The sequence below is a fragment of the Ramlibacter henchirensis genome, assembly GCF_004682015.1.
Classification (GTDB): domain Bacteria; phylum Pseudomonadota; class Gammaproteobacteria; order Burkholderiales; family Burkholderiaceae_C; genus Ramlibacter; species Ramlibacter henchirensis.
On record NZ_SMLM01000003.1, the window covers coordinates 570,274 to 594,407 of the forward strand.

28 protein-coding genes are annotated in these 24,134 nt (G+C 68.4%); 16 read left to right on the plus strand and 12 right to left on the minus strand.

What is annotated here, in order from left to right:
* Nucleotides 1-5 precede the first annotated feature (5 nt).
* From infB to EZ313_RS20815, 6 genes are all read left to right on the plus strand, one after another.
* Complete coding sequence (gene infB, locus EZ313_RS20790) at nucleotides 6-2,858, plus strand: translation initiation factor IF-2 (RefSeq protein WP_135265215.1); 2,853 nt, start codon at nucleotides 6-8, stop codon at nucleotides 2,856-2,858.
* A 131-nt stretch (nucleotides 2,859-2,989) separates the two neighbouring features.
* Entirely contained in the window at nucleotides 2,990-3,355 is a 366-nt protein-coding gene (gene rbfA / locus EZ313_RS20795) for a 30S ribosome-binding factor RbfA (protein WP_135265216.1), read from the plus strand.
* 2 nt (nucleotides 3,356-3,357) lie between these two features.
* Entirely contained in the window at nucleotides 3,358-4,323 is a 966-nt protein-coding gene (truB, locus tag EZ313_RS20800; RefSeq protein WP_135265217.1) for a tRNA pseudouridine(55) synthase TruB, read from the plus strand.
* Nucleotides 4,320-6,155 carry a translational GTPase TypA gene (gene typA / locus EZ313_RS20805; RefSeq protein ID WP_135265218.1) on the plus strand — a complete coding sequence of 612 codons (1,836 nt, stop codon included), beginning with the start codon at nucleotides 4,320-4,322 and terminating at the stop codon, nucleotides 6,153-6,155. The genes truB and typA overlap by 4 nt, the downstream gene beginning before the upstream one ends.
* Before the next feature lie 34 nt (nucleotides 6,156-6,189).
* Nucleotides 6,190-7,068, plus strand: coding sequence for a DMT family transporter (locus EZ313_RS20810; protein WP_135265219.1), 879 nt, complete (start codon nucleotides 6,190-6,192; stop codon nucleotides 7,066-7,068).
* The gene (locus EZ313_RS20815) at nucleotides 7,065-8,126 is read left to right on the plus strand and encodes an enoyl-CoA hydratase/isomerase family protein (RefSeq protein ID WP_135265220.1); all 1,062 of its coding nucleotides are present in this window, start codon (nucleotides 7,065-7,067) and stop codon (nucleotides 8,124-8,126) included. Before EZ313_RS20810 ends, EZ313_RS20815 begins: the two co-directional genes overlap by 4 nt.
* A gap of 4 nt (nucleotides 8,127-8,130) precedes the next feature.
* On the opposite strand, the gene EZ313_RS20820 is transcribed toward EZ313_RS20815, so the two are convergent.
* The 4 genes from EZ313_RS20820 to smpB all read right to left on the minus strand — a co-directional run bounded on the left by EZ313_RS20820 (nucleotide 8,131) and on the right by smpB (nucleotide 10,445).
* On the minus strand, nucleotides 8,131-8,952 hold the full coding sequence (locus EZ313_RS20820) for an anti-sigma factor family protein (protein WP_135265221.1): 822 nt from the start codon (nucleotides 8,950-8,952) through the stop codon (nucleotides 8,131-8,133).
* On the minus strand, nucleotides 8,949-9,464 hold the full coding sequence (locus tag EZ313_RS20825) for an RNA polymerase sigma factor (RefSeq protein WP_135265222.1): 516 nt from the start codon (nucleotides 9,462-9,464) through the stop codon (nucleotides 8,949-8,951). The genes EZ313_RS20820 and EZ313_RS20825 overlap by 4 nt, the downstream gene beginning before the upstream one ends.
* A 41-nt stretch (nucleotides 9,465-9,505) precedes the next feature.
* Nucleotides 9,506-9,898 carry a COG4315 family predicted lipoprotein gene (locus EZ313_RS20830; RefSeq protein WP_420849329.1) on the minus strand — a complete coding sequence of 131 codons (393 nt, stop codon included), beginning with the start codon at nucleotides 9,896-9,898 and terminating at the stop codon, nucleotides 9,506-9,508.
* A gap of 73 nt (nucleotides 9,899-9,971) precedes the next feature.
* On the minus strand, nucleotides 9,972-10,445 hold the full coding sequence (smpB, locus tag EZ313_RS20835) for an SsrA-binding protein SmpB (RefSeq protein ID WP_135265223.1): 474 nt from the start codon (nucleotides 10,443-10,445) through the stop codon (nucleotides 9,972-9,974).
* 69 nt (nucleotides 10,446-10,514) lie between these two features.
* Here smpB and EZ313_RS20840 point away from each other — a divergent pair, with 69 nt between their 5' ends.
* The gene (locus EZ313_RS20840) at nucleotides 10,515-10,955 is read left to right on the plus strand and encodes a type II toxin-antitoxin system RatA family toxin (RefSeq protein ID WP_135265224.1); all 441 of its coding nucleotides are present in this window, start codon (nucleotides 10,515-10,517) and stop codon (nucleotides 10,953-10,955) included.
* Nucleotides 10,955-11,269 (plus strand): RnfH family protein, encoded by a 315-nt coding sequence (locus EZ313_RS20845; protein WP_135265225.1) that lies wholly within the window; start codon nucleotides 10,955-10,957, stop codon nucleotides 11,267-11,269. Before EZ313_RS20840 ends, EZ313_RS20845 begins: the two co-directional genes overlap by 1 nt.
* Here EZ313_RS20845 and EZ313_RS20850 read toward each other — a convergent pair.
* Complete coding sequence (locus tag EZ313_RS20850; protein WP_135265226.1) at nucleotides 11,266-11,778, minus strand: DUF4124 domain-containing protein; 513 nt, start codon at nucleotides 11,776-11,778, stop codon at nucleotides 11,266-11,268. The two genes, EZ313_RS20845 and EZ313_RS20850, sit on opposite strands and share 4 nt — an antisense overlap.
* Nucleotides 11,779-11,917: 139 nt before the next feature.
* Here EZ313_RS20850 and guaB point away from each other — a divergent pair, with 139 nt between their 5' ends.
* The 8 genes from guaB (at nucleotide 11,918) to EZ313_RS20890 (ending at nucleotide 18,983) form a co-directional block, all read left to right on the plus strand.
* Nucleotides 11,918-13,387 carry an IMP dehydrogenase gene (gene guaB / locus EZ313_RS20855; protein ID WP_135265227.1) on the plus strand — a complete coding sequence of 490 codons (1,470 nt, stop codon included), beginning with the start codon at nucleotides 11,918-11,920 and terminating at the stop codon, nucleotides 13,385-13,387.
* 72 nt (nucleotides 13,388-13,459) lie between these two features.
* Nucleotides 13,460-13,708 carry a type II toxin-antitoxin system Phd/YefM family antitoxin gene (locus tag EZ313_RS20860; protein WP_135265228.1) on the plus strand — a complete coding sequence of 83 codons (249 nt, stop codon included), beginning with the start codon at nucleotides 13,460-13,462 and terminating at the stop codon, nucleotides 13,706-13,708.
* Complete coding sequence (locus tag EZ313_RS20865) at nucleotides 13,705-14,139, plus strand: type II toxin-antitoxin system VapC family toxin (protein WP_135265229.1); 435 nt, start codon at nucleotides 13,705-13,707, stop codon at nucleotides 14,137-14,139. Before EZ313_RS20860 ends, EZ313_RS20865 begins: the two co-directional genes overlap by 4 nt.
* 4 nt (nucleotides 14,140-14,143) lie before the next feature.
* Nucleotides 14,144-15,757 carry a glutamine-hydrolyzing GMP synthase gene (guaA, locus tag EZ313_RS20870; protein WP_135265230.1) on the plus strand — a complete coding sequence of 538 codons (1,614 nt, stop codon included), beginning with the start codon at nucleotides 14,144-14,146 and terminating at the stop codon, nucleotides 15,755-15,757.
* An 85-nt stretch (nucleotides 15,758-15,842) separates the two neighbouring features.
* The gene (locus tag EZ313_RS20875) at nucleotides 15,843-16,463 is read left to right on the plus strand and encodes an FMN-binding negative transcriptional regulator (protein WP_135265231.1); all 621 of its coding nucleotides are present in this window, start codon (nucleotides 15,843-15,845) and stop codon (nucleotides 16,461-16,463) included.
* Nucleotides 16,430-16,684: a hypothetical protein gene (locus EZ313_RS20880; protein ID WP_240788726.1), complete on the plus strand. Its 255-nt coding sequence runs from the start codon at nucleotides 16,430-16,432 to the stop codon at nucleotides 16,682-16,684. The genes EZ313_RS20875 and EZ313_RS20880 overlap by 34 nt, the downstream gene beginning before the upstream one ends.
* A gap of 26 nt (nucleotides 16,685-16,710) precedes the next feature.
* Nucleotides 16,711-18,066: a tRNA adenosine(34) deaminase TadA gene (tadA, locus tag EZ313_RS20885; RefSeq protein ID WP_135265348.1), complete on the plus strand. Its 1,356-nt coding sequence runs from the start codon at nucleotides 16,711-16,713 to the stop codon at nucleotides 18,064-18,066.
* Nucleotides 18,063-18,983, plus strand: a complete 921-nt coding sequence (locus EZ313_RS20890; RefSeq protein ID WP_135265232.1) for an LD-carboxypeptidase — start codon at nucleotides 18,063-18,065, stop codon at nucleotides 18,981-18,983. Before tadA ends, EZ313_RS20890 begins: the two co-directional genes overlap by 4 nt.
* Before the next feature lie 12 nt (nucleotides 18,984-18,995).
* On the opposite strand, the gene EZ313_RS20895 is transcribed toward EZ313_RS20890, so the two are convergent.
* The 7 genes from EZ313_RS20895 to mltG all read right to left on the minus strand — a co-directional run bounded on the left by EZ313_RS20895 (nucleotide 18,996) and on the right by mltG (nucleotide 24,121).
* A complete protein-coding gene (locus EZ313_RS20895; RefSeq protein ID WP_135265233.1) occupies nucleotides 18,996-19,337 on the minus strand; it encodes a hypothetical protein in 342 nt (113 codons plus the stop codon).
* Between the two features lie 285 nt (nucleotides 19,338-19,622).
* A complete protein-coding gene (locus EZ313_RS20900; protein ID WP_135265234.1) occupies nucleotides 19,623-20,282 on the minus strand; it encodes an ankyrin repeat domain-containing protein in 660 nt (219 codons plus the stop codon).
* The gene (locus EZ313_RS20905; RefSeq protein WP_135265235.1) at nucleotides 20,279-21,085 is read right to left on the minus strand and encodes a TatD family hydrolase; all 807 of its coding nucleotides are present in this window, start codon (nucleotides 21,083-21,085) and stop codon (nucleotides 20,279-20,281) included. The genes EZ313_RS20900 and EZ313_RS20905 overlap by 4 nt, the downstream gene beginning before the upstream one ends.
* Nucleotides 21,086-21,127: 42 nt before the next feature.
* Entirely contained in the window at nucleotides 21,128-21,484 is a 357-nt protein-coding gene (locus EZ313_RS20910) for a PilZ domain-containing protein (protein ID WP_135265236.1), read from the minus strand.
* A gap of 17 nt (nucleotides 21,485-21,501) precedes the next feature.
* Nucleotides 21,502-22,497, minus strand: a complete 996-nt coding sequence (locus EZ313_RS20915; RefSeq protein ID WP_135265237.1) for a DNA polymerase III subunit delta' — start codon at nucleotides 22,495-22,497, stop codon at nucleotides 21,502-21,504.
* Nucleotides 22,494-23,138, minus strand: coding sequence for a dTMP kinase (gene tmk, locus EZ313_RS20920; protein WP_135265238.1), 645 nt, complete (start codon nucleotides 23,136-23,138; stop codon nucleotides 22,494-22,496). The genes EZ313_RS20915 and tmk overlap by 4 nt, the downstream gene beginning before the upstream one ends.
* Nucleotides 23,135-24,121, minus strand: a complete 987-nt coding sequence (mltG, locus tag EZ313_RS20925) for an endolytic transglycosylase MltG (protein ID WP_240788727.1) — start codon at nucleotides 24,119-24,121, stop codon at nucleotides 23,135-23,137. Before mltG ends, tmk begins: the two co-directional genes overlap by 4 nt.
* Between the last annotated feature and the right edge of the window lie 13 nt (nucleotides 24,122-24,134).

Sequence of the window (24,134 nt, forward strand, 5' to 3'; positions counted from 1 at the left end):
AACATATGTCCAGTACCACCGTCGCCGAGTTCGCCAGCGAACTCAAGAAATCACCCCAGACGCTGCTTGAACAGCTGCGCAGCGCAGGCGTGGCCAAGTCCGCGCCGACCGACGCGTTGTCCGAGGCCGACAAGCAGAAGCTGCTCGGCTTCCTGCAGGCCAGCCACGGCACGGCCTCGCCCGAGCGCAAGAAGATCACCCTGGTCAAGAAGTCGACCAGCGAGATCAAGCAGGCCGACGCCAGCGGCAAGGCCCGCACCATCCAGGTGGAAGTCCGCAAGAAGCGCACCTTCGTCAAGCGCGAAGAGGGCGGCGACACCGCCGTCGTCGAAGCGCCCGAGGCCGAGCTGCGTGAGCCGCCGTCGCCCCGTGCCGACGACGCCGAACTCGCCCGCCGCGAGGAAGAAGCGCGCCGCCAGGCCGAACTGATCCGCCGCCAGGAGGAAGACCTGGCCGAGAAGCGGCGCCTGCGCGAGGAGCAGGAGCGCCGCGAGCGCGAGGCCGAGGAACGCGCCGCCGCGTACGCCGCCAACGAAGAACAGAAGAAGGCCGCCCAGACCCAGGCGGAGGCCGAAGCCAGCGCCGAGGCTGCGGCTGCCGCTGCGGCCCGCGCCGCGGCGGCGGCGGAAGCCCGTGCGCGCGCGGATGCCGAATCCAAGGCCCGCGCCGACGAGGAAGCCGCGCGCGCCAAGGACCTCGAGGAACGCCGCCGCAAGGCGTTGGCGGAAGCCGAGGCCATCCGCGCCATGATGGCCGCGCCCAAGAAGGTGCTGGTCGCCAAGAAGCCCGAGGAAGCCAAGCCGGTCGCCAAGCCCGGCGACGCGGCCAAGCCGGCCGCCAAGGGCACGCTGCACAAGCCCGCCGTCACCGCGCGCGCCACCCCGGGCGCCGCGCCCGCCGGCCCCGGTGCCGGCAAGGAAGTCAAGTCGGCCAAGCTGTCCTCCAGCTGGGCCGCCGATCCGGCCAAGAAGAAGGGCATCCCGACCCGCGGCGACTCCTCGGGCGGCGTGGGCCGCAACAGCTGGCGCGGGGGCCCGCGCGGCCGCCGCGGCAATGACCGCGACCAGCGCGACGACTCGCCGCAGATCCAGCTCGAGCAGCGCGTCATCGAAGTGCACGTGCCGGAAACCATCACGGTCGCCGAGCTGGCCCACAAGATGGCCGTCAAGGCTTCGGAAGTGATCAAGGCGCTGATGAAGATGGGCCAGATGGTCACCATCAACCAGCCGCTGGACCAGGACACGGCCATGATCGTGGTCGAGGAAATGGGCCACAAGGCGGTCACGGCCGCCCTGGACGACCCCGAGGCGTTCACCGAAGAGGAAGTCGGCCAGGCCAACGCCGAGGCGCTTTCGCGCGCCCCGGTGGTCACCGTCATGGGCCACGTCGACCACGGCAAGACCTCGCTGCTGGACTACATCCGCCGCGCCAAGGTGGCGGCGGGCGAAGCCGGCGGCATCACCCAGCACATCGGCGCGTACCACGTGGAAACGCCGCGCGGCACGATCTCGTTCCTGGACACCCCGGGCCACGAGGCGTTCACCGCCATGCGTGCCCGCGGCGCGCAGGCCACCGACATCGTCATCCTGGTGGTGGCGGCCGACGACGGCGTGATGCCGCAGACGAAGGAAGCGGTCAAGCACGCCAAGGCGGCGGGCGTTCCCATCGTCGTGGCGGTCAACAAGATCGACAAGCCCGGCGCCAACCCCGACCGCGTCAAGCAGGAGCTGGTGGCCGAGGAGGTCGTGCCCGAGGAATACGGCGGCGATTCGCCCTTCGTCAGCGTCTCGGCCATCACCGGCCAGGGCATCGACGACCTGCTCGAGCAGGTGCTGCTGCAGGCCGAAGTGCTGGAACTCAAGGCGCCGGTGGATGCCGCCGCCAAGGGCCTGGTCATCGAAGCGCAGCTGGACAAGGGCCGCGGTCCCGTGGCCACGGTGCTGGTGCAGTCCGGAACGCTGAAGGTGGGCGACGTGGTGCTCGCGGGCCAGACCTACGGCCGCGTGCGCGCCATGCTCGACGAGAACGGCAAGACCATCAAATCGGCCGGCCCGTCCATCCCGGTGGAGATCCAGGGCCTGACCGAGGTGCCGCAGGCGGGCGACGAGTTCATGGTGCTGACCGACGAGCGCCGCGCGCGCGAGATCGCGACCTACCGCGCGGGCAAGTTCCGCAACACCAAGCTGGCCAAGCAGCAGGCCGCCAAGCTGGAGAACATGTTCTCGGACATGACGGCCGGCGAGGTGAAGACGCTGCCGATCATCGTCAAGGCCGACGTGCAGGGTTCGCAGGAAGCGCTGTCGCAGTCGCTGGTCAAGCTGTCGACCGAGGAGGTCAAGGTGCAGCTGGTCTACGCGGCCGTGGGCGGCATCAGCGAGTCCGACATCAACCTGGCCATCGCTTCCAAGGCGGTGATCATCGGCTTCAACGTGCGTGCCGACGCCGGCGCGCGCAAGCTGGCCGAGGGCAACGGCATCGACATCCGCTACTACAACATCATCTACGACGCGGTGGACGACCTGAAGGCCGCCATGTCCGGGATGCTGGCGCCCGAGAAGAGGGAAGAGGTCATCGGCACCGCCGAGATCCGCACCGTCTTCGTGGCGTCCAAGATCGGCACGGTGGCCGGCTCGTACGTCACGTCGGGCGTGGTCACGCGCAGCGCGCATTTCCGCCTGCTGCGCGACAACGTGGTGGTCTACACCGGCGAGATCGAGTCGCTCAAGCGGATGAAGGACGACGTGCGCGAAGTCAAGGAAGGCTTCGAGTGCGGCATCAAGCTGAAGAACTACAACGACATCAAGGAAGGCGACCAGCTGGAAGTCTTCGAGATCAAGGAAGTGGCTCGGACGCTGTAAGGCGGATAGCCGATCGCGGAAAGCGCAGAAAGGCCGCAGAAAGCACGAAAAGAGATCCCGAAGGATTCGCGGCTCTCCTGCGCTTTCTGCCCGTGATTTCAGCGTTTTCTGCGTTCCTGCCCCGTTTCCCCATGCCGAAGAAGAGCACCAAGCCCAACCGCAGCTACCAGGTGGCCGACCAGATCCAGCGCGATCTGGCCGAGCTCATCCGCGAGATAAAGGATCCGCGGCTGGGCATGGTCACGATCAACTCGGTGGAGGTCACGCCCGATTACGCCCACGCCAAGGTGTTCTTCAGCGTGCTCGTGGGCAACCCGCAGGAATGCGAGGACGCCCTCAACCACGCCGCCGGCTTCCTGCGCAACGGCCTCTTCAAGCGCCTGCACATCCACACCGTCCCCACGCTGCACTTCCAGTTCGACCGCACCACCGAGCGTGCCGCCGACATGAACGCGCTGATCGCCAAGGCGGTCTCTTCCCGCAGCAAGGACGACTAGGTTTGAAAGCGCCACGCACCAGGGTGCAGCGGCGCCCTGTGCATGGGGTGCTGCTGCTCGACAAGCCCAAGGGTCTGTCCAGCAACGACGCGCTGCAGAAATGCAAGTGGCTGCTGCGGGCGGAGAAGGGCGGCCACACGGGCACGCTCGACCCGCTGGCGACCGGGGTGCTCCCCCTGTGCTTCGGCGCAGCGACCAAGTTCAGCCAGCTTCACTTGGAAGCGGACAAGACCTATGAAGCCGTGGCCGTGCTTGGCGTGAAGACCAGCACCGGCGACGCGGAAGGGCAAGTGGTTGCCGAGCGTCCGGTCTGGGGGATCAGCGCCGAGCAGCTGGGGGCCGTTCAGCGGCAATTCACCGGCCGCATCCGCCAGCTCCCGCCGATGCACAGCGCGTTGAAGAAGGACGGCAAGGCCTTGTACGAATACGCGCGCGCCGGCGAGGAGGTCGCCCGCGAGCCGCGCGACGTCACCATCCATGCCCTAGAGCTCTCGCTGGCCGAGGACGCCGGCCGCCCGGCGGTCCGGTTGATCGCGAGGGTGAGCAAGGGCACCTACATCCGCACGCTCGGCGAGGAGATCGGCGAGGCCCTCGGCTGCGGGGCGCACCTTTCGCTGCTGCGGCGCACGGCGACCGGTCCTTTCGGCGTCGCCCGCTGCGTCACGCTTGAAGCCTTCGAGGCCTCGGACGAGGACGAGCGCGAAGCGGCGCTGCTGCCGCCCGAAGCCCTTCTCGAAGGTCACTCGCGCGTCACGCTCGACGCCGAAGATGCGGGCCGGTTCCTGTCCGGCCTGCGCCGGCGGGGCGCATGGCCCGACATGTCCGCCGTGGCCGTCTTCGGCCGGAACCCGCCGGCGCTCCTGGGCACCGCCCACGTGCGCGCCGGTGAACTGATCCCCGGGCGTCTGCTGAGCCCGATCGAAATCCAGCAAATCCTGCAGTCGCCAACCGCGACCACGACCCCATGAGCAACAACAAGCAGATCCGCAACATCGCCATCATCGCCCACGTCGACCACGGCAAGACCACCATGGTCGACCAGCTGCTGCGGCAGTCCGGCACCTTCGCCGAGCACGAGAAGGTGGTCGACACCGTGATGGACAACAACGCCATCGAGCGCGAGCGCGGCATCACCATCCTGGCCAAGAACTGCGCCGTGAGCTGGAAGGGCACGCACATCAACATCGTCGACACGCCCGGCCACGCCGACTTCGGCGGCGAGGTGGAGCGCGCCCTTTCGATGGTCGACGGCGTGCTGCTGCTGATCGACGCCCAGGAGGGCCCGATGCCGCAGACGCGCTTCGTGACCAAGAAGGCGCTGGCCCTGGGCCTGCGGCCCATCGTGGTGGTGAACAAGGTCGACAAGCCCGGCGCCAACCCCGACAAGGTGATCAACGCCGCGTTCGACCTGTTCGACAAGCTGGGCGCGACGGATGAACAGCTGGACTTCCCCGTGGTCTACGCCTCCGGCATCAACGGCTGGAGCTCGATGGAAGCGGGTGAGGCCGGCCAGCAGTGGGGCCCGGACATGTCGGCGCTGTTCGACACCATCCTGGAGCACGTGCCGGCGCACGAGGGCGACCCGCAGGCGCCGCTGCAGCTGCAGATCTCGGCGCTGGACTTCTCCACTTTCGTCGGCCGAATCGGCGTGGGCCGCATCAACGCCGGCACGCTCAGGCCGATGATGGACGTGCTGGTGATGGAGGGCGCCGACGGCAAGTCGCTCAAGGGCCGGGTCAACCAGGTGCTGACGTTCCAGGGGCTGGATCGCGTGCAGGTGACGGAGGCCGGCCCGGGCGACATCGTGCTGATCAACGGCATCCCCGAAATCGGCATCGGCGTGACGGTCACGGACCCGCTGGATCCGGCGCCGCTGCCCATGCTCAAGGTCGACGAGCCGACGCTGACGATGAACTTCTGCGTCAACACCAGCCCGCTGGCCGGCCGCGAGGGCAAGTACGTCACCAGCCGCCAGATCTGGGACCGGCTGCAGAAGGAACTGCAGTCGAACGTCGCGCTGCGCGTGAAGGAAACCGACGAGGAGGGCGTGTTCGAGGTCTCCGGCCGGGGCGAACTGCACCTGACCATCCTGCTGGAGAACATGCGCCGTGAAGGCTACGAGCTGGCGGTCTCCAAGCCGCGCGTGGTGTTCAAGGACATCGCTGGAGATCGCTGCGAGCCGATCGAACTGGTCACGGTCGACGTGGAAGAGCAGCACCAGGGCGGCGTGATGCAGGCGCTGGGCGAGCGCAAGGGCGACCTAGTGAACATGGAACCGGACGGCCGCGGCCGCGTGCGGCTGGAGTACCGCATCCCGGCGCGCGGGTTGATCGGCTTTTCCAACGAGTTCCTGAACCTCACCCGCGGCTCGGGGCTGATCTCCAACATCTTCGACAAGTACGAGCCGTTCCGCGGCGAGATCGGCGGCCGCAAGAACGGCGTGCTGATCTCCATGGACGACGGCGAGATCTTCACCTACGCCCTGGGCAAGCTGGACGACCGCGGCCGCATGTTCGTCAAGCCGAACGACCCGGTCTACGAGGGCATGATCGTGGGCATCCACAGCCGCGACAACGACCTGGTGGTCAACGCCACCCGGACCAAGCAGCTGACCAACTTCCGCGTGTCGGGCAAGGAAGACGCGATCAAGGTCACGCCGCCGATCGAGCTGACGCTTGAGTACGGCGTCGAGTTCATCGATGACGACGAGCTGGTGGAGATCACGCCCAAGTCGATCCGGCTGCGCAAGCGGTTCCTGAAGGAGCACGAACGAAAACGTGCCTTGCGCGAAGCGGCCTGAAAGCCCTGGACCGGCGCTTCCTCCAACAACAAGAATGAAGCTCAAGCTCTCCCACACGCAAGCGGTGTTCCTGATGGTCGCGGTGACCCTGATGTGGTCCATCGCCGGCGTCATCACGCGCCACCTGGAGCAGGCCCGCAGCTTCGAGATCACCTTCTGGCGCAGCTTCTTCACCGTGCTGTCGCTGCTGGTGATCCTGCCGTTCTTCCAGGGCCGTGCCGTGTTCGGGAAGATCCGCTCCGGCGGGGCGGCCCTGTGGCTGTCGGGCCTGTGCTGGAGCGTGATGTTCACGGCCTTCATGGTCGCGCTCACCCTTACCAGCGTGGCCAATGTGCTGGTGACGATGGCGGTCGGCCCGTTCCTGACGGCATTGGTCGCCCGCATCTTCATCGGCCACCGCATCCCGGGGCGCACCTGGCTGGCCATCCTGGTGGCCGGCGCCGGCATCGCCTGGATGTATGGCGCGCAGGTGTCCGGCGGGCAGCTGGCCGGCACGCTGGTGGCGCTGTGCGTGCCGCTCGCAGGCGCTGTGAACTGGACGATCACGCAGCGTTCGCACGCGCATGGGGCCGATGTCGACTTGGTGCCGGCCGTGCTGGTGGGCGCGGTGATCTCCTCGCTGGCCACGTTGCCGCTCGCGATGCCGTTCGCGGCCTCCTGGCACGACATCGGGCTGCTGGCGCTGCTGGGCCTGGTGCAACTCGCGATTCCCTGTGCGCTGTCCGTGGTCTGCGCCCGCGTGCTCAAGGCGCCGGAGATCGCCCTGCTGGCGCTGCTGGAGGTGATCTTCGGAATCCTGCTCGCCTGGGTAGGCGCGGACGAGGTGCCGACGCAGACCGTGCTGGCGGGCGGCGCGCTGGTGATCGGCGCGCTGGTGATGAACGAAGTGGTGGGGTGGAGGCGACGCGCATGAGCGATGTCATCGCGGAAATCGCGGGCAAGGCCGGCCGCATCACGCTGAACCGGCCCAGGGCGCTGAACGCGCTCTCGCTGGCGATGATCCGCGAGCTCACGGCCACGCTGCGGGCCTGGCGCGATGATCCGCGGGTGGAGGTGGTCACGGTCCGCGGCGTCGGCAAGGAAGGCCCGTTCGGCGCCTTCTGCGCGGGCGGCGACATCCGTTTCTTCCACTCGGCCGCGCTGGCCGGCGACCCGCAGCTGGGCGACTTCTTCACCGAGGAATACACGCTCAACCACCTCGTGCATCACTACCCCAAGCCGTACGCGGCTTTCATGGACGGCATCGTGATGGGCGGCGGCATGGGGATCTCGCAAGGGGCCCGCTGCCGCATCGTCACCGAGCGCACGAAGATGGCCATGCCCGAGACCAACATCGGCCTGTTCCCGGACGTGGGCGGCGGCTATTTCCTGTCGCGATGCCCCGGCCGCCTGGGCGAGTACCTGGCGCTCACGGGCGAGGTGATCGGCGCGGCCGACGCGGTGGACGCGCGGCTGGCGGACGTGGTGGTGGACTCGGATGGATTGCCGGGATTGTGGGAACGGCTGTCGACCGAGGGCGCCGCGGCCGTGCCGACGCCGCACCGCGTCGAGGGCTCGAAGCTGGCCGATCACCGGCCGGAGATCGACCGCGTGTTCGCATTGCCGACCGTCCGAGCGATCGTGGCCGAACTCGAGACAGGCGCGACCGACTGGAGCCGGCACACCGCTGCCGCCCTGCGCAAACGCTCCCCGCTGATGCTGCACGTCGTGCTGGAACAGGTGCGCCGCGCGCGCAGCATGAACCTGGCCGACGACCTGCGCATGGAGCGCGACCTGGTGCACCACTGCTTCCACCTGCGGCCCGGCGCGGCCGGCGAGACGGTGGAGGGGATCCGCGCGCTGGCCATCGACAAGGACCACGTGCCCCGCTGGAATCCGCCCCGCATCGAGGACGTGACGCCGGAAATGGTCGCGCCGTTCTTCCGCAGCCCCTGGCCCGCGAACGAGCATCCGCTGCGCCGGCTGGACTGACGGATCAGAGCTGGCGGTAGACGCTGTTCGCCAGTGGCAGCAGCTCCGCGCGGGCGAGCCGGCCGGCCAGCGCATACCCGAAACCCTGGTCCACCCAGTAGAAGCTGGAGGCTTCGCCTTCAGTGGTGAACCGGAACGCGGTTTCGCCCGTCGCGGGGGCGCCGTTCCTGCCCGGCGTGACGGCGCCGACGTACAGCGTGATGCGCTCGGCGCGCGCGTTCTGATACATGAACTGCGCGCGGGCGCCCTGTTCGCCGGGGAGCAGACGGCCGCCCACGAGTTCATAGCCCTGCGCCGTGAGGTCCGGGATCTTCAACGGCCGGCCCAGGCGCTTGGACAGCCACTGGACCAGGTGCTCCTGTTCGGCCACCGACACTTCAACCGGATGCCGCACCTCCGGCGCATAGACCCTGTGCGCGACGACCGCCTGCCGGCCGAAGTCGGCCAGGGGCCTTGCACGCGCGACAGAGCTGGATCCCTGACTGCCCCACTCTCCGTGGGCGAGCCAACCGGCGCCGAACGCAACCAGCACCGAAGCGGCCACCCCGCCCCACTGCTGCCACCGGTGGACCTGTATGCCTCGCTGTCCCATCCGGCCCGCGGCTTGCGCCAGGGCCGGGGGCACCGGTTCCTGCAGCACGTCGTCGTGCAGGGCGCGGAGCAGCTCGCGCTGCTCCTGCCAGTCCTGCAGCGCCTGCGCCGCGGCTGGATCCGTGGCGAGCTGCGCCCGCAGTTCGGCGGCGGCGTGCGGGTCGAGCTGGCCGTCGACCAGCGCGTGCAGCCGGGCTTCGTCGGGAGAAGAGGGGTCCTTTTTCATCCAGTTCATTTCATGCGCTTGAGCGGCACGATCGCGGCGCTCGAACGCGGGCCGGCATCCATCAATTCGCGCAGCCGGGTGCGCGCCCGGGACAACCGCGACATCACCGTGCCCACCGGCGTGCCGGTGATGCGCGCGACGTCCTCATAGCCCAGGTCCTGCAAGGTCACGAGCAGCAGCACCTCGCGCTGCTCCTCGGGCAGCCGCATCAGGCAGCGCTGCAGGTCCAGCAGCTGGTCGGGCGCCGAGGACGGGGCCACCAGCTCGGAATCGGCCTCCTCGATGTCCAGGCGGTGGCCCGCCTGCCGCACGGCGCGCCGCACGCCGTCCACGAACAGGTTGTGCATCACCGTGAACAGCCAGGCGCGCAGGTCGCTGCCGGCGCGCCACAGCTGCCAGCGGCCGCAGGCCCGCTCCAGCGTGTCCTGCACCAGGTCGTCGGCCGCCCACGGGTCGCCCGTCAGCGCCCGCGCGTAGCGGCGCAGGTGCGGGATCTGTCCTTCGAGGTCGGCGGGCTGCATCGGCCAGAGGCTATCCCAACCAGCGCCGGCCAGGCTCGGCTTCAGGGGCGGGCGAGACGCCAGACGTTGTTGACGTTGTCGCCGGTCTTGTCGCCGGGCTTGGTGTCCTTGACCCAGTAGTAGAGCGGCTTGCCCTTGTAGGCCCACTGCTTGGCGCCGTCGTCGCGCGTCACCACGGTCCAGTCGCCGGAGTTGCTCGCGCTGCCCTGGGCCATCAGCGGCGGCCAGGCAGTGGCGCATTGGCCGTTGCAGACGGACTTGCCGCTGCCGGACGAGTCGCGGTCGAAGGTGTACAGCGTCATGCCGTTCGGACCGACGAGCACGCCGTCCGACACCTTGGCGGGCGCCGTGCCGTTGGCCATGGAGGCGCAGGCGACGAGGCCGGCGCCAAGCACGATGGCGGCCATGCGGGTGGGAAGCGAGGACAGGACCATTGGGTTTCTCCGGTGTTGTTCCTGCCCGGATGAACGAAGCCGCCGCGCCGTTTATTCCGCGCCCGCCAAAAAGTCAGCGGTGGCGGCTCTTCATTGCGCGCTCGACCTCGCGCTTGCCTTCGCGATCCTTGATGGTGTCGCGCTTGTCGTGTTCGGCCTTGCCCTTGGCCAGCGCGATCTCGCACTTCACCCGGCCGTCTTTCCAGTGCAGGTTGATCGGCACCAGCGTGTAGCCCTTCTGCTCGACCTTGCCGACGAGCCGCCGGATCTGGTCCTTGTGCATCAGCAGCTTGCGGCTGCGCAAGCTCTCCGGATTGACGTGGGTGGAGGCGGTCTTGAGCGGGTTGATCTGGCAGCCGATGATGAAGAGCTCGCCGTTCCTGATGACCACGTAGCCGTCGGTGAGCTGGACCTTGCCTTCGCGCAGCGCCTTCACCTCCCAGCCCTGCAGCACCATGCCGGCCTCGAACCGCTCCTCGAAGAAGTAGTTGTAGGCAGCTTTCTTGTTCTCGGCGATGCGTGCGGCGCCGTCTTGCTTGGTGGCCATGGACTGACAGATGGGGGACGCGGGCCCTCTCTACAATCCCGCGCAGGCCCGCAGGGCCCCGCATTCTGTATGAAAACCGTCCACCGCTCAGTTCTCATCTGGTTCAGCGCGGAAGAGATGTACAGGCTGGTCACCGACGTGGCGCAATACCCGAAGTTCCTGCCCTGGTGCGACCACGCCAAGGTTCTGGAGCAGGACGATCACGGGATGAAGGCGGAGATCGGCATCGCGTTCAGCGGCATCCGCCAAAGCTTCGTCACGCGCAACGAACACGTGCCGGGGCGCCGCGTGGCGATGAAGCTCGTGGACGGGCCGTTCTCGAATCTCGATGGCCGCTGGAATTTCGTGCCCGTGGGCAGCGACGGCCAGCGCGCCTGCAAGGTGGAACTGGACCTGAACTACGGCTTCAAGAGCGGCGCGCTCGCGGCGATGGTGGGGCCGGTCTTCGATCGCATCGCGGGCAGCCTGGTCGATGCTTTCGTCAAGCGCGCCGAACACGTCTACGGCTGATGCCGCGCGTCACCGTCTGTCATTCGCCCGGGCCGCGCCAGGTTCGCGAGCAGGTTCTGGACCTTGCGGACGGCGCCACGGTCGCGGATGCCTTGCGTTGCTGCGGCCTCTCGCCGGCCGAGGGTGAAATCGTGGGGATCTGGGGCCGGCGGGCCGACGATGCCCAGGTGCTTCGAGACGGTGATCGCGTGGAGCTGGTCCGGCCGCTGCAGGTGGACCCGAAGGTGGCGCGCCGGGAGCGATTCCGGCGGCAGGGCAGCCGCGCCGCGGGCCTGTTCTCGGGACGCCGCCCGGGCGCGAAGCCTGGCTACTAGGCCGGCTTGCAGTCGCTCGCGATGATGCCCTCGATGCGCTTGAGCTCGCTCTGGCGCTGGCTGTCGTCGACGACCTCGCGCTCGCCCTTCGCGTTGATGCGGGCGATGCGCTGCCCCGAGTCGTAAGTGGCCTTCGCCTGGCGGGCGCGGGCGCAGTTGTCGGCTTGCACCTTGGCCTGGGCTTCGGCGGCCGCCTTGGTCTTCTCGGCCTCGGCGGCCTCGGCCTGCTTACGGCGGTCTTCCAGCGCCTTGTCCTTGCCGATGATTTTCGGCGCGCTGGCCGCCGCCGCGGTTTGGGCAGCCACCGGCGTGGCCTGCGGCTCCGCGGTCGCGGATGCGGACGACTTCATGCCCGGCTGACGCAGGATCTTGCCGGGAGGCGTCTCCGGCGGCGGCGCCTTGTCGCTGAAGACCTTGCGGCCGTGCTGGTCGAGGTACATCCACTGCGCGGAGGCGAGGACCGGGAGGGCACAGAGGCCGGCGAGGGCGAGGGCGCGAAGGGCGGTCATGGGGCCAGTGTAGTGGGGCGGCTCAGCCGTTGAAAGCCGCGCGCGCATCCGCACGAGCACTGCGTCACGCCGGGGCCACAGCCGGGCACTGGGGTTAGTACCAAGTGCCTGAGTACAATCCTTTTTTTGGAGCACTGACATGCGCCTTCTCGGCAAAGCGCTGACCTTCGACGACGTGTTGCTGGTCCCGGCGTTCTCCCAGGTCCTCCCCAAGGACACCTCGCTGGCCACGCGCCTGTCGCGGAACATCCCGCTGAACCTGCCGCTCGTCTCGGCGGCCATGGACACGGTGACCGAGGCGCGGCTGGCGATCGCGATCGCGCAGGAAGGCGGCATCGGCATCGTCCACAAGAACCTCACGCCCCAGCAGCAGGCGGCCGAGGTGTCCCGCGTCAAGCGCTATGAGTCGGGCGTCTTGCGCGATCCGGTCGTGATCACGCCGCAGCACACGGTGCGCCAGGTCGTGGCCATGCAGGAACAGCTGGGCATCTCGGGCTTCCCGGTGATCGACGGGGGCAGGGTGGTCGGCATCGTCACGGGCCGCGACCTGCGCTTCGAGACCCGCTACGACGTGCCGGTGAGCCAGATCATGACGCCGCGCGAGCGCCTGGTGACCGTGCGCGAGGGCACCAGCGCCGCCGAGGCCAAGGCCCTGCTCAACAAGTACAAGCTGGAGCGCCTGCTGGTCATCAACGACGCGTTCGAGCTCAAGGGCCTGATCACCGTCAAGGACATCACCAAGCAGACCAGCTTCCCGAATGCCGCACGCGATGCCTCCGGCCGCCTGCGCGTGGGCGCCGCGGTCGGGGTGGGCGAGGGCACCGAAGAGCGTGTCGAGGCCCTTGCGAAAGCCGGCGTGGACGTGATCGTGGTGGACACCGCGCACGGCCACAGCAAGGGCGTGATCGACCGCGTGCGCTGGGTGAAGCAGAACTACCCGGACGTGGACGTGATCGGCGGCAACATCGCCACGGGAGGCGCCGCGCGCGCCCTGGTGGAAGCAGGCGCCGACGCGGTCAAGGTCGGCATCGGGCCGGGCTCGATCTGCACGACCCGCATCGTGGCCGGCGTGGGCGTCCCGCAGATCACGGCGATCGACAACGTGGCCACCGCGTTGCAGGGCAGCGGCGTGCCGCTGATCGCCGACGGCGGCATCCGCTACTCCGGCGACATCGCCAAGGCCATCGCCGCGGGCGCGAACACGGTGATGATGGGCGGCATGTTCGCCGGCACCGAGGAAGCGCCCGGCGAGATCGTCCTGTACCAGGGCCGCAGCTACAAGAGCTACCGCGGCATGGGCTCCATCGGCGCGATGCAGCAGGGCAGCGCCGACCGCTACTTCCAGGAAGCGACCAGCACGAACCCGAACGCCGACAAGCTGGTGCCCGAAGGCATCGAAGGCCGGGTGCCGTACAAGGGGTCGCTCGTCTCCATCGTGTACCAGTTGTCCGGCGGCGTGCGGGCCGCCATGGGGTATTGCGGCTGCGCCGGCATCGACGAGATGCGCAGCAAGGCCGAGTTCGTCCAGATCACCGCGGCGGGCATGCGCGAGAGCCACGTGCACGACGTGCAGATCACCAAGGAAGCGCCGAACTACCGGGCTGAGTGACCACTCTGGCCAGAGTTGTGAAGTCTGGCCTGAACGGCTAGAATGGCCAGACTTCCACATTTCTGGCCAGCCATGCAGCGTACCGGCATCTACGAAGCCAAGAACAACTTCTCCGCCCTGATCGAGATGGTCGAGAAGGGCGAGGAGGTCCGCATCACCCGCCACGGCAAGGAGGTGGTGCGCATGGTGCCGGTCCGTCGCCGGCCCGTGATCACGGACGAGCAGATCAGCCGTGAACTGGAGCAGATTGACGCCCTGCACCGCACGATCGCCCCCGGCCCCGGCTGGCGGGAACTGCGCGACGAAGGCCGGCAGGAATGACCGCCTTCGTCCTGGACGCCTCGGTCACCGCCGCATGGCTCCTTCCCGACGAGGCCAGCGAGCACACGAGGCGCCTGTACGCCTTGATCCGGCGGGACGAAGTGGACCCGCAGGCCCCCAACCTCTGGCAATGGGAGTGCGCCAACATCATCGCCAACGGCGTGCGGCGCGGCCGGATCCCGACCTCCAGCGTGGAGGGCCTTTGGAGCGTGCTGGAGGCGGTGCGCCATCGGGTCGAACTGCACGAACTCGCTCCTGCGCAGCACAAGGCATCGCTCGCCGTGGCGCTCGATGCCGGGCTTTCGGCCTACGACGCGGGCTACATGTGGCTCGCGCGATCGCTCAACCTGCCGCTGCTGACGTTCGACCGCCGACTTTCCGAGGCCGCGCCCGCCTGCGGCGTGCGCCTGCTGGACATCGCTTCCCTCTGACCTCATGCAACACGACAAGATCCTCATCCTCGACTTCGGCTCCCAGGTCACGCAGCTGATCGCGCGGCGCGTGCGCGAGGCGCACGTCTATTCCGAAGTCCATCCCTGCGACGTCTCGGACGAGTGGATCCGGCAGTACGCGGCGGACGGCAAGCTGCGCGGCGTGATCCTCTCGGGCAGCCATGCCAGTGTGTACGAGGAGACCACCGACAAGGCGCCGCAAGCCGTCTTCGAGCTGGGCGTGCCGGTGCTGGGCATCTGCTACGGCATGCAGACCATGGCGCACCAGCTCGGGGGCAAGGTGGAGGGCGGCCACAAGCGCGAGTTCGGCTTCGCGGCCGTGCGCGCGCGCGGCCACACCGAGCTGCTGCGCGACATCGCCGACTACACCACGCCGGAAGGCCACGGCATGCTCAACGTCTGGATGTCGCACGGCGACAAGGTCGTGGAGATGCCGCCCGGCTTCAAGCTGATGGCCTCGACAGAGAGCTGTCCGATCGCGGGCATGGCGGACGAGGCCCGGCGTTTCTACGCCATCCAGTTCCACGCCGAGGTCACGCACACGGTGCAGGGCAGGGCCATCCTCGAACGGTTCGTGCTGGGCATCTGCAAGGCGCGGCCCGATTGGGTGATGCGCGACCACGTCGCCGAGGCGGTGGCGGCAATCCGCAAGCAGGTGGGCAACGAGGAGGTGATCCTCGGACTTTCGGGCGGCGTCGATTCATCCGTTGCCGCGGCGCTGATCCACCGCGCCATCGGTGACCAGCTCACCTGCGTTTTCGTCGACCACGGCCTGCTGCGCCTGAACGAGGGCGACAAGGTGATGGAGATGTTCGCCGGCAAGCTGCACGCGAAGGTGGTGCGCGTCGATGCCGCCGACCTGTTCCTGGGCAAGCTCGCCGGAGTGAGCGACCCCGAGGCCAAGCGCAAGATCATCGGCGGCCTGTTCGTCGACGTGTTCAAGGCGCAGGCCGAGAAGATCAAGCAGAGCCATTCGCGCCACGTGGCGTGGCTGGCGCAGGGGACCATCTATCCGGACGTGATCGAGTCCGGCGGCGCCAAGAGCAAGAAGGCCGTCACGATCAAGAGCCACCACAACGTCGGCGGCCTGCCCGAGCAGCTCGGGCTCAAGCTGCTGGAGCCGCTGCGCGACCTGTTCAAGGACGAGGTGCGTGAGCTGGGAGTGGCCCTGGGCTTGCCGCCCGAGATGGTCTACCGGCATCCGTTCCCCGGGCCCGGCCTGGGCGTGCGCATCCTGGGCGAGGTGAAGAAGGAGTACGCCGAGCTGCTGCGCCGCGCCGACGACATCTTCATCCAGGAACTGCGCAACTTCCGCGACGAGTCCACGGGCAAGAGCTGGTACGACCTGACGAGCCAGGCCTTCACGGTGTTCCTGCCCGTCAAGAGCGTCGGCGTGATGGGCGACGGCCGCACCTACGACTACGTGGTGGCGCTGCGCGCCGTGCAGACCAGCGACTTCATGACGGCCGACTGGGCCGAGCTGCCGTACGCGCTGCTCAAGCGGGTGTCGGGCCGCATCATCAACGAGGTGCGCGGCATCAACCGCGTCACCTACGACGTCTCGAGCAAGCCGCCCGCCACCATCGAATGGGAGTGATCGCCGGTTTCGCATCGCACTGATGCGGAATCGGCGGTGCGTGCGGCTGGAGTTGTCGCTACATTTGCGCCGAGGAGGACCTCGCATGTACCAGCCACCGCACTTCCGCTCGGAGGACCCCGCGATCGCCGCGGACCTGATGCGCGCGTATCCGTTCGCCAGCCTGGTCTCGGTGGACGACACCGGCTTCCCGTTCGTGACCCACCTGCCGCTCCATCTGGAGGAAAGGGAAGGGCGGTTCGTGCTGTTCGGACACTGCGCCAAGCCCAATCCGCACTGGCGCTACCTGAAGGAAAGGCCGCAGGCGCTGGCGGTCTTCATGGGGCCGCATGCCTACCTCAGTCCCAAGGTCTACCCGGACCGGCAGCGCGTGCCGTCCTGGAATTACCTGACCGTCCATTGCCGCGTGCGGGCCCAGATGGTGGAGGAGCCGGCGGCGAAGGACGCGCTCCTGAAAAAGCTGATCGGCGACCATGAGCCCGCCTACGCCGAGCAGTGGCGCAGCCTGGGCGACGAGTTCGCCCAGAAGATGCTGGCGGGGATCGTGGGCTTCGAGCTGCACGTGGAACAGTGGTCCTGCAAGCTCAAGATCAACCAGCACCGGCCCGAATCGCACGCGAACCTGCGCGAGGCTTACGGGGCCGGCAACGAGGACGAACGGGAACTTGCTGCATGGATGAAGCGGCTTGGAATGGAGGGCAGGTGATGCGCGCGGTGTTTGGAATCCTCAGTCTTGTCGTGGTGGTCGCCATCGTGGGCGTGCTCGCGAAGAAGCAGCTTTCGGCGGGAGTCGCTCCCGCGGCAGCGGCAGGCACTGATTCGGCGGCGGCTCGCCCGGCAACGCCCCAGCAGCAGGTCAAGCAGTTCGAACAGGCCGTGCAGGGGGCGATTCAGCCGGCGCGGGCCATGCCCAGCGACGACAAGTGAGCGCCGCCGCCCGCGACGAAGGCTTCATGCGCGAAGCGCTGGCGCAGGCCGGCCTGGCGCTCGCAGCGGGCGAAGTGCCGGTCGGCGCGGTGGTGGTGCAGGGCGATCGCGTGGTCGGACGAGGCCACAACCGCCCGGTGGCGGGGCACGATCCCACGGCTCACGCCGAGATCATGGCGCTGCGCGAGGCCGCGGCCGCGCTCGGCAACTACCGCCTGGACGGCTGCGAACTCTTCGTCACGCTGGAGCCGTGCGCCATGTGCTCCGGAGCGATGCTGCACGCCCGGCTCAAGCGGGTGGTCTTCGGCGCGCCCGATCCCAAGACCGGCGCTGCGGGCTCGGTGCTGAACCTGTTCGAGGAGCGCCGCCTCAATCACCGCACGCAATCGACGGGAGGCGTGCTGGCGGCCGAATGCGGGGAGCCGATCACCCGCTTTTTCGCCTCGCGGCGGCAGGAGGCGCGGAGCACCCAACATCCCTTGCGCGAGGACGCCGTGCGCACGCCGCAGGAGCGGTTCGCCGGCCTGCCCGGTTATCCGTGGGCGCCGCAGTACCTGAGCGACCTGCCGTCGCTGCGCGGGCTGCGGATGCACTACCTGGACGAAGGCCCGAAGGAGGCGCCGATCACCTGGCTGTGCCTGCACGGCAACCCGGCCTGGAGCTACCTGTACCGCAAGATGATGCCGGTGTTTCTCGCCGAGGGGCATCGCGTGGTCGCACCCGACATGATCGGCTTCGGCAAGAGCGACAAGCCGAAGAAGGATTCGGCCCACGGTTTCGGGTTCCACCGGCAGATGCTGCTGGAGTTCGTCGAGCGCCTGGACCTCCACGACATCGTGCTCGTGGTGCAGGACTGGGGCGGCCTGCTCGGGCTGACGCTGCCGATGGAAGCGCCCGGCCGCTACCGCGGGCTGCTGGTGATGAACACGGTGCTGGCCACCGGCGAGGTGCCGCTCAGCGAAGGCTTCCTGGCCTGGCGCGAGATGTGCGCGCGCAATCCGGAGTTCGACGTGGCCAGGCTGTTCGCGCGCGGCAATCCGCACCTGAGCCCGCAGGAATGCGCGGCCTACAACGCGCCTTTCCCGGACCGCGGCCATCGCGCGGCGCTGCGGGCCTTTCCGCCCATGGTGCCGGAGTTCCCGCATTCGGAAGGCGCGGAGGTCTCGCGGCGCGCGCGCGACTTCTGGCGCGACGACTGGCAGGGCCGCAGCTTCATGGCGATCGGCGCGCAGGACCCGGTGCTCGGGCCGCCGGTGATGCATGCGCTGCGAGCGCAGATCCGCGGCTGCCCCGAACCGATGGTGCTGCAGCAGGCCGGCCACTTCGTGCCGGAGCATGGCGAGGAGATCGCGCGCCGGGCAGTGGGATACTTCCGGCCGTGACCGACCGCTCGCGCATCTACATCTTTTCCCCCTCCAGTGCCGTTCGAGACAAACCCGCCGTCCGGCGCGGCATCGCCCGCCTGCGGGCACTGGGCCATGAAGTCGAACTCGATCCGGCTACGTTCGCCACCCACATGCGCTTTGCGGGTGACGACGATACGCGGCTGGCGGCGATCGGCCGCGCGGCGGCGAGCGGCGCGGACATCGCGCTGATCACACGCGGCGGCTACGGCCTCACGCGGCTTTTGCCGCGTCTGCCGTACAAGGCGATCGCGAAGGCGGTTCGCGGTGGAACGCGCTTCGTGGGCCTGAGCGACTTCACTGCATTCCAGTGTGCGGTGCTGGCGAAAACCGGCAGCGTCACCTGGGCGGGCCCCGCCGTCGGCGAGGATTTCGGCGTCGAAGGCGAGCCCGACGACATCATGCAGGCCTGCTTCGAGGACCTGTCCAGCGGGCAAGGCGAGGGCGCGGGCTGGCAGTTGCCGGCATCTGAGCGGGTGGAGGGATTCCGTCCTTTCAAGGGTCTGCTCTGGGGCGGCAATCTCGCGATCCTGGCGACCCTGGTCGGTACGCCATGGCTGCCGAAGGTCCGCGGCGGCATCCTGTTCATCGAGGACGTTTCGGAGCACCCGTACCGCGTCGAGCGCATGCTCACGCAGATGCTCTATGCCGGCGTTTTGCAGCAGCAGAAGGCCATCGTGTTCGGCCAGTTCAACAACTACAAGCTGGTGCCGCACGACAAGGGCTTTCGCATGAAGACCGTCGTCGAATGGCTGCGGACGCAGGTCAAGGCGCCTGTGTTCACCGGCCTGCCTTTCGGGCATGTGCCGACGAAGGTGGCGCTTCCGGTGGGCGCCGAAGTCCACCTGGCGGTGGAGGGGCGCGACGCTTTCCTACTCTGGGGGCACCGGCACTAGCCGGCCCGGAGTTCAGCCGAAAAGCGGGCTGGGGCGCGACGTCAGGCTCCCGGGCAGCAGGCCCCGGAACATGTCGGTGATGCCGCGGACCTGGCGCCGGGCCTGCGCCTCGCCGTGCATGCCGGCCAGCACCGCCATCAGATCCCCGCGCAAGTACCAGAGCGCCTGCAGGTCCGTGGCGTAGCGGATCCGCCGGATGACGTGCGGATGGCGCGGGCCATCGTCGCCGTCAATCAACTCGAGCATCTGCTCCCGGATGTCCTCCAGGCGGTTGTCCAGGAGCGATTCGCTCGGTTGCGAGTGACCCAGAAGCCCGTAAAGGCTGTTGCGAAGACTTGGTGTGATCCAGCTCATGACTGCCACTTTTGGTCCCTGATGTGCCGTAAATCGACAGCGGGCTGACAAGGTAGGTCCGGGCTCTTCAGGAAGCAAGGCCAGAAAGTGAACTACTTCACAAGCTTTCGAAGGGCTAGCCCGGCAGTTGGTAACCAAACATGGAGGCTTTGCAGGGTGTTTCTGCCAAGTAGTACGTTGGTATTGCCGTCTAGGTGCAAGCGGGCGGCCCGCATCCAGCTGCGGTCCCCGCGCAATTTGACATAATGCACATCGTATCAACTCAGAACGACAGCAAAAAGCCGCTCACCACTTGCCCTTGGGCTGCTGGCCCCGGATGTGCGCCGCGATCAGCTCCGCCGCATCCGGCCGGTTCCCGCGCCGGGCGAAATCAATCGCCGTCATCCCGAGCTTGTTCTTCATGGCCGTGTCCGCGCCGGCCTCGAGCAGCAGCTTGACCGCCGCGGTCGTGCCGTAGTGCGCCGCCATCATCAGCGGCGTGGTCCCGTTGGGCGACTCCGCGTCGATGAACGCATGGTGCTCCAGCAGGAATTCCATGATCTCCAGGTGCCCGCCGGTCGCCGCGTAATGCAGCGGCGCCCAGCCAGGCTTGTTGATGTCGGCATCGCGCTCGACAAGCTTCTTGACCATGGCCATGTGGCCCTTCAGCGCCGCAATCATCAGCGGGCTTTCGTCGTTGGCATTTCGGGCTTCGACATTGGTCTTGGGCCAGTCGATCAGCGCCTGCGCCGCCTTCAGCGAGCCTTCCCGCAGCGCCAGGTAGAGGCCGTGCTGTCCGTCCGGGCTGGGCGTGTTGGGGTCGAATCCACGCTGCAGGAGCTGGGTGATCGCCGGGCCGTCGTCCTGCTTGATGGCCGCGAAGAAGTCTTCGTAGGAACCGGCATGGGCCAGAGAAACCCAAGCGGAAACATAGAGGTAAACGGCGAACCTGAAGTACTTTCTCATGTTCGCACCCCCGCGAAAAGCCGCTCGAAATTGCGGCTCGTCAGCTCCGCGATGGCTTCCAGCGGCACCCCCCGGACCTCCGCGATCTGCCGCGCCACATAGGGAACCAGCGACGGATCATTGGTCTTTCCCCGGTACGGCACCGGCGCCAGGTACGGGCTGTCGGTTTCGATCAGCAGCCGGTCCTCGGGCACAAAGGCGGCGACTTCCCGCAGGTCGGCCGCATTCTTGAAGGTCACGATCCCGGAAAACGAAACGTAGAAGCCGAGGTCCAGCGCAGCGCGCGCCACTTCGGCGGTTTCGGTGAAGCAATGGAACACGCCCCCCGCGCTGCCAGGGGACCCGTCTTCGCCCTCCTCCTTCAGGATCGCGATGGTGTCCTGCGACGCCGCGCGGGTGTGGATCACCAGCGGCTTGCGGCATTGCCGAGCGGCCCGGATGTGCGTGCGGAAGCGCTTCCGCTGCCATTCCAGATCGGCCACGCTGCGTCCGCCCTTGCGCTCATCCATCTGGTAATAGTCCAGGCCGGTCTCGCCGATCGCGACCACCTTCGGCCGCGCGGCACGGTCCAGAAGGTCGTCCAGGCTCGGCTCCGTGACTCCCTCGTTGTCCGGATGAACGCCCACCGTGGCCCAGAAGTTGCCGTAGTCCATCGCGAGCGCGTGGACAGTCTCGAACTCCTCGAGCGTCGTACAGATGCAAAGGGCTGTGTCCACCTGCGCCTGCGCCATGGCGGCGCGGATCTCGGCCAAGCGGTTGGACAGTTCAGGAAAGCTCAGGTGACAGTGCGAATCGACGAACATCCGTCGATGATGCACCAGCGCCCGCGCGGTCCGCGGGCGGGATCAGATGGTCTGGGTGGGCCGCTCGGAGGCCAGGTGCCCGCCCAGGATCTCCTCGATCTTGAGCTTGAGCAGCTTGGACTTTTCGTCGGCCGGGAACCGGACGCCGACGCCCTGGGTGCGGTTGGCCGCCGCCCGAGGCGGTGTCACCCAGGCCACCTTGCCGGCCACGGGGTAGCGCTGCGGGTCGTCCGGCAGCGAGAGCAGCACGTAGACGTCGTCGCCCAGCTTGTAGTCGCGCGTGGTGGGAATGAACACGCCGCCGTCCGCGAAGAGCGGGATGTACGCCGCGTACAGCGCCGCCTTCTCCTTGATGGCGAGCTGGATGACGCTGGGGCGGGGCGTGGAGGGGGTGCTCATGGGCAAGGCTGAACGGATCAGCTTGCCGAGTGTAGGGCCGACCGCGCCCGGCTCACAAGCGATTCGAGCATCAGGCCGGCGTTGAACGGGTGTTCCGCTGTTTTTTGTTCCTGCGCGAGTTCACGCCACCACGCGGTGAGCGACTCGTAGCTGCCCGTGCGGGGCAGGTCGGTGGGATCGAAGAAGCGCGGGGCTGCGCCGGCGCGAGCGGCGAGCATGTCGTGGCAAACCTTCTGCAGGACGTCGATGGCCTCGGCCGGCGTGCAGTCGCCCAGGGCGGCAACATCGCCGCGCGAGATCGCCTTCGGCAGCTGGGCCCAGGCCTTCGCACTGCGACCGGCTTGCGCGAGCGCCAGCGCCTGTTCCGGGCGGCCGCCGGCAGCGCGCAACAGCACGGGCACGTCGGCCGCCGGCACGCCCTGCTCCGCCAGCCAGGCCTCGCTCTGCGCCGGCTCGGGCCAGCGCATCGTGTGTCCCAGGCAGCGGCTGCGGATCGTGGGCAGCAGCTGGTGGGCCGCCTCGCTGGCCAGCACGAAGCGCACGTCGCCCGGCGGCTCCTCCAGCGTCTTGAGCAACGCGTTGGCGGTGACCGTGTTCATCCGCTCGGCCGGATAGACCAGCACGGCCTTGCCGCGCCCGCGAGCGCTGGTGCGCTGGGCGAACTCGATGGCATCGCGCATCGCCTCGACGCGGATCTCGCGGCTCGGCTTGCGCTTCTTGTCGTCCAGTTCCTGCTGCGCCTTCTCCGGCAGCGGCCAGCCCAGCGCCTGCATCGCCGTCTCCGGCATCAGCACGCTCAGGTCGGCATGGGTCCGGACTTCGACGGCGTGGCAGCTCCCGCAGGCGCCGCAAGCGCCTTGCGGTGTCGGCTGCTCACAGAGCCAGGCCCGCGCGAGCTCCAGCGCCAGCGCGTACTGGCCCAATCCCGAGGGACCCTGCAGCAGCCAAGCGTGTCCGCGCTGCGCCAGCAAGACCTCGGCTTGCTGCGTGATCCAGGGGGCGGTCGCGCTCATGCCAGCCACCCCTTTCGCCGAACCGCATCCAGCACCTGCTGCCAGACCTGCTCACGCGGAAGGCTGCCGTCGATGCGTGCGAAGCGCCCCGGATCACCCGCGGCACGCCGGGCGTAGCCGTCGGCGACCTTGCGGAAGAACTCCACCGGCTGCGACTCGAACCGGTCCGGCGCCCTCGCCCCTGCGAGCCGCTGCGCGGCCGCCTCCGGCGACAGCTCGAACCACATCGTGAGCTGCGGCTGCCGCAGCTGCCCTGCCGGCAATGCGTCCACCGCCTGGACCCAACGCTCCAGTTGAGCCAGCACCGCGAGGTCGAAGCCGCGACCGCCGCCCTGGTAGGCGAAGGTGGCATCGGTAAATCGGTCGCACAGCACCACCTCGCCGCGCGCGAGCGCCGGCTCGATCACCTGCTGCAGGTGGTCGCGGCGCGCGGCGAACATCAGCAGCGCCTCGGTGAGCGGGTCCATCGCGGTGTTCAAGGCCAGAACGCGAAGCTGCTCGGCCAAGGGTGTGCCGCCGGGCTCGCGCGTGAGCGTCACGCTGCGGCCTGCGTCGCGGAAGGCTTGCGCGAGCGCCTCCACGTGGGTCGACTTGCCGGCGCCATCGATGCCTTCGAAGCTGATGAAGAGGCCGGCCGTCACTGGCCCCTCTGGTAACGGTTCACGGCGCGGTTGTGCTCGTCGAGCGTCTCGCTGAATTGGCTGCTGCCGTCCCCCCGCGCCACGAAGTACAGCGCCTTGCTCGGCGCCGGCTGCACCGCCGCGATCAGCGCGGCCTTGCCCGGCATCGCGATCGGCGTGGGCGGCAGGCCGGCTCGCGTGTAGGTGTTCCAGGGCGTGTCGGTCTGCAGGTCGACCTTGCGCAGGTTGCCGTTGAACGCCGCGCCCATGCCGTAGATCACCGTGGGATCGGTCTGCAGCGCCATGCCGATGCGCAGCCGGTTGTTGAACACGGCCGAGATCAGCGGCCGGTCCGCGCCGCGGCCGGTTTCCTTCTCGACGATGCTGGCCAGGATCAACGCCTCCTCGGGCGACTTGACCACGGCCTGCGGCGAGCGCTGTGCCCAGGCGTCCTGCAGGCGGCGGTCCATGGCACGCATCGCACGACGCAGCAGCGCCGTGTCGGTGCTGCCCTTCGCGTAGGTGTAGGTATCGGGGAAGAAGCGCCCTTCCGGATGCTGGCCCGCCCGGCCCAGCAGCGCCATCATCGCCGTGTCATCCAGCTTTCCCGCTTCCTGCCGCAGGCTCTCCTCCTTGGCCAGCGCGGCGCGCAGCTGGCGGATGTTCCAGCCTTCGACCAGCGTGATCGCGCGCAGGCTTTCCTCGCCGCGCGCCAGTTTCGAGAGCAGCCGGCGAGGCGTGATGCCCGCCTCCAGCTCGTAGCTGCCGGCCTTGATCTGACGCGCCTGCCCCGAGAGGCGGAAGAAGGCATAGAGCAGCTCCGGGTTGACCTTCACGCCCGCATCGCTCACCGCCTGCGCGACGCCGCGCGGCAGCGTGCCGGGCTCGATGGAAAGGTCGACGGATGGCGCCGGAAGCCGCAGCGGCTGGTGGACCCACCACCAGCCCGCGCCGGCGGCGGCCAGCAGGGCCAGCACGCCGAGCAGGAAGACCGTCTTGAGCAAGCGTGCCACTGTC

What these genes read in the sequence shown, in the direction of transcription:
- infB (WP_135265215.1), top strand. Translation starts at nt 6, where the DNA reads ATGTCCAGTACCACCGTCGCCGAGTTCGCCAGCGAACTCAAGAAATCA.
- rbfA (WP_135265216.1), top strand. Translation starts at nt 2,990, where the DNA reads ATGCCGAAGAAGAGCACCAAGCCCAACCGCAGCTACCAGGTGGCCGAC.
- typA (WP_135265218.1), top strand. Translation starts at nt 4,320, where the DNA reads ATGAGCAACAACAAGCAGATCCGCAACATCGCCATCATCGCCCACGTC.
- EZ313_RS20810 (WP_135265219.1), top strand. Translation starts at nt 6,190, where the DNA reads ATGAAGCTCAAGCTCTCCCACACGCAAGCGGTGTTCCTGATGGTCGCG.
- EZ313_RS20815 (WP_135265220.1), top strand. Translation starts at nt 7,065, where the DNA reads ATGAGCGATGTCATCGCGGAAATCGCGGGCAAGGCCGGCCGCATCACG.
- EZ313_RS20820 (WP_135265221.1), bottom strand. Translation starts at nt 8,952, where the DNA reads ATGAACTGGATGAAAAAGGACCCCTCTTCTCCCGACGAAGCCCGGCTG.
- EZ313_RS20825 (WP_135265222.1), bottom strand. Translation starts at nt 9,464, where the DNA reads ATGCAGCCCGCCGACCTCGAAGGACAGATCCCGCACCTGCGCCGCTAC.
- EZ313_RS20830 (WP_420849329.1), bottom strand. Translation starts at nt 9,898, where the DNA reads ATGGTCCTGTCCTCGCTTCCCACCCGCATGGCCGCCATCGTGCTTGGC.
- smpB (WP_135265223.1), bottom strand. Translation starts at nt 10,445, where the DNA reads ATGGCCACCAAGCAAGACGGCGCCGCACGCATCGCCGAGAACAAGAAA.
- EZ313_RS20840 (WP_135265224.1), top strand. Translation starts at nt 10,515, where the DNA reads ATGAAAACCGTCCACCGCTCAGTTCTCATCTGGTTCAGCGCGGAAGAG.
- EZ313_RS20845 (WP_135265225.1), top strand. Translation starts at nt 10,955, where the DNA reads ATGCCGCGCGTCACCGTCTGTCATTCGCCCGGGCCGCGCCAGGTTCGC.
- EZ313_RS20850 (WP_135265226.1), bottom strand. Translation starts at nt 11,778, where the DNA reads ATGACCGCCCTTCGCGCCCTCGCCCTCGCCGGCCTCTGTGCCCTCCCG.
- guaB (WP_135265227.1), top strand. Translation starts at nt 11,918, where the DNA reads ATGCGCCTTCTCGGCAAAGCGCTGACCTTCGACGACGTGTTGCTGGTC.
- EZ313_RS20860 (WP_135265228.1), top strand. Translation starts at nt 13,460, where the DNA reads ATGCAGCGTACCGGCATCTACGAAGCCAAGAACAACTTCTCCGCCCTG.
- EZ313_RS20865 (WP_135265229.1), top strand. Translation starts at nt 13,705, where the DNA reads ATGACCGCCTTCGTCCTGGACGCCTCGGTCACCGCCGCATGGCTCCTT.
- guaA (WP_135265230.1), top strand. Translation starts at nt 14,144, where the DNA reads ATGCAACACGACAAGATCCTCATCCTCGACTTCGGCTCCCAGGTCACG.
- EZ313_RS20875 (WP_135265231.1), top strand. Translation starts at nt 15,843, where the DNA reads ATGTACCAGCCACCGCACTTCCGCTCGGAGGACCCCGCGATCGCCGCG.
- EZ313_RS20880 (WP_240788726.1), top strand. Translation starts at nt 16,430, where the DNA reads ATGGATGAAGCGGCTTGGAATGGAGGGCAGGTGATGCGCGCGGTGTTT.
- tadA (WP_135265348.1), top strand. Translation starts at nt 16,711, where the DNA reads ATGCGCGAAGCGCTGGCGCAGGCCGGCCTGGCGCTCGCAGCGGGCGAA.
- EZ313_RS20895 (WP_135265233.1), bottom strand. Translation starts at nt 19,337, where the DNA reads ATGAGCTGGATCACACCAAGTCTTCGCAACAGCCTTTACGGGCTTCTG.
- EZ313_RS20900 (WP_135265234.1), bottom strand. Translation starts at nt 20,282, where the DNA reads ATGAGAAAGTACTTCAGGTTCGCCGTTTACCTCTATGTTTCCGCTTGG.
- EZ313_RS20905 (WP_135265235.1), bottom strand. Translation starts at nt 21,085, where the DNA reads ATGTTCGTCGATTCGCACTGTCACCTGAGCTTTCCTGAACTGTCCAAC.
- EZ313_RS20910 (WP_135265236.1), bottom strand. Translation starts at nt 21,484, where the DNA reads ATGAGCACCCCCTCCACGCCCCGCCCCAGCGTCATCCAGCTCGCCATC.
- EZ313_RS20915 (WP_135265237.1), bottom strand. Translation starts at nt 22,497, where the DNA reads ATGAGCGCGACCGCCCCCTGGATCACGCAGCAAGCCGAGGTCTTGCTG.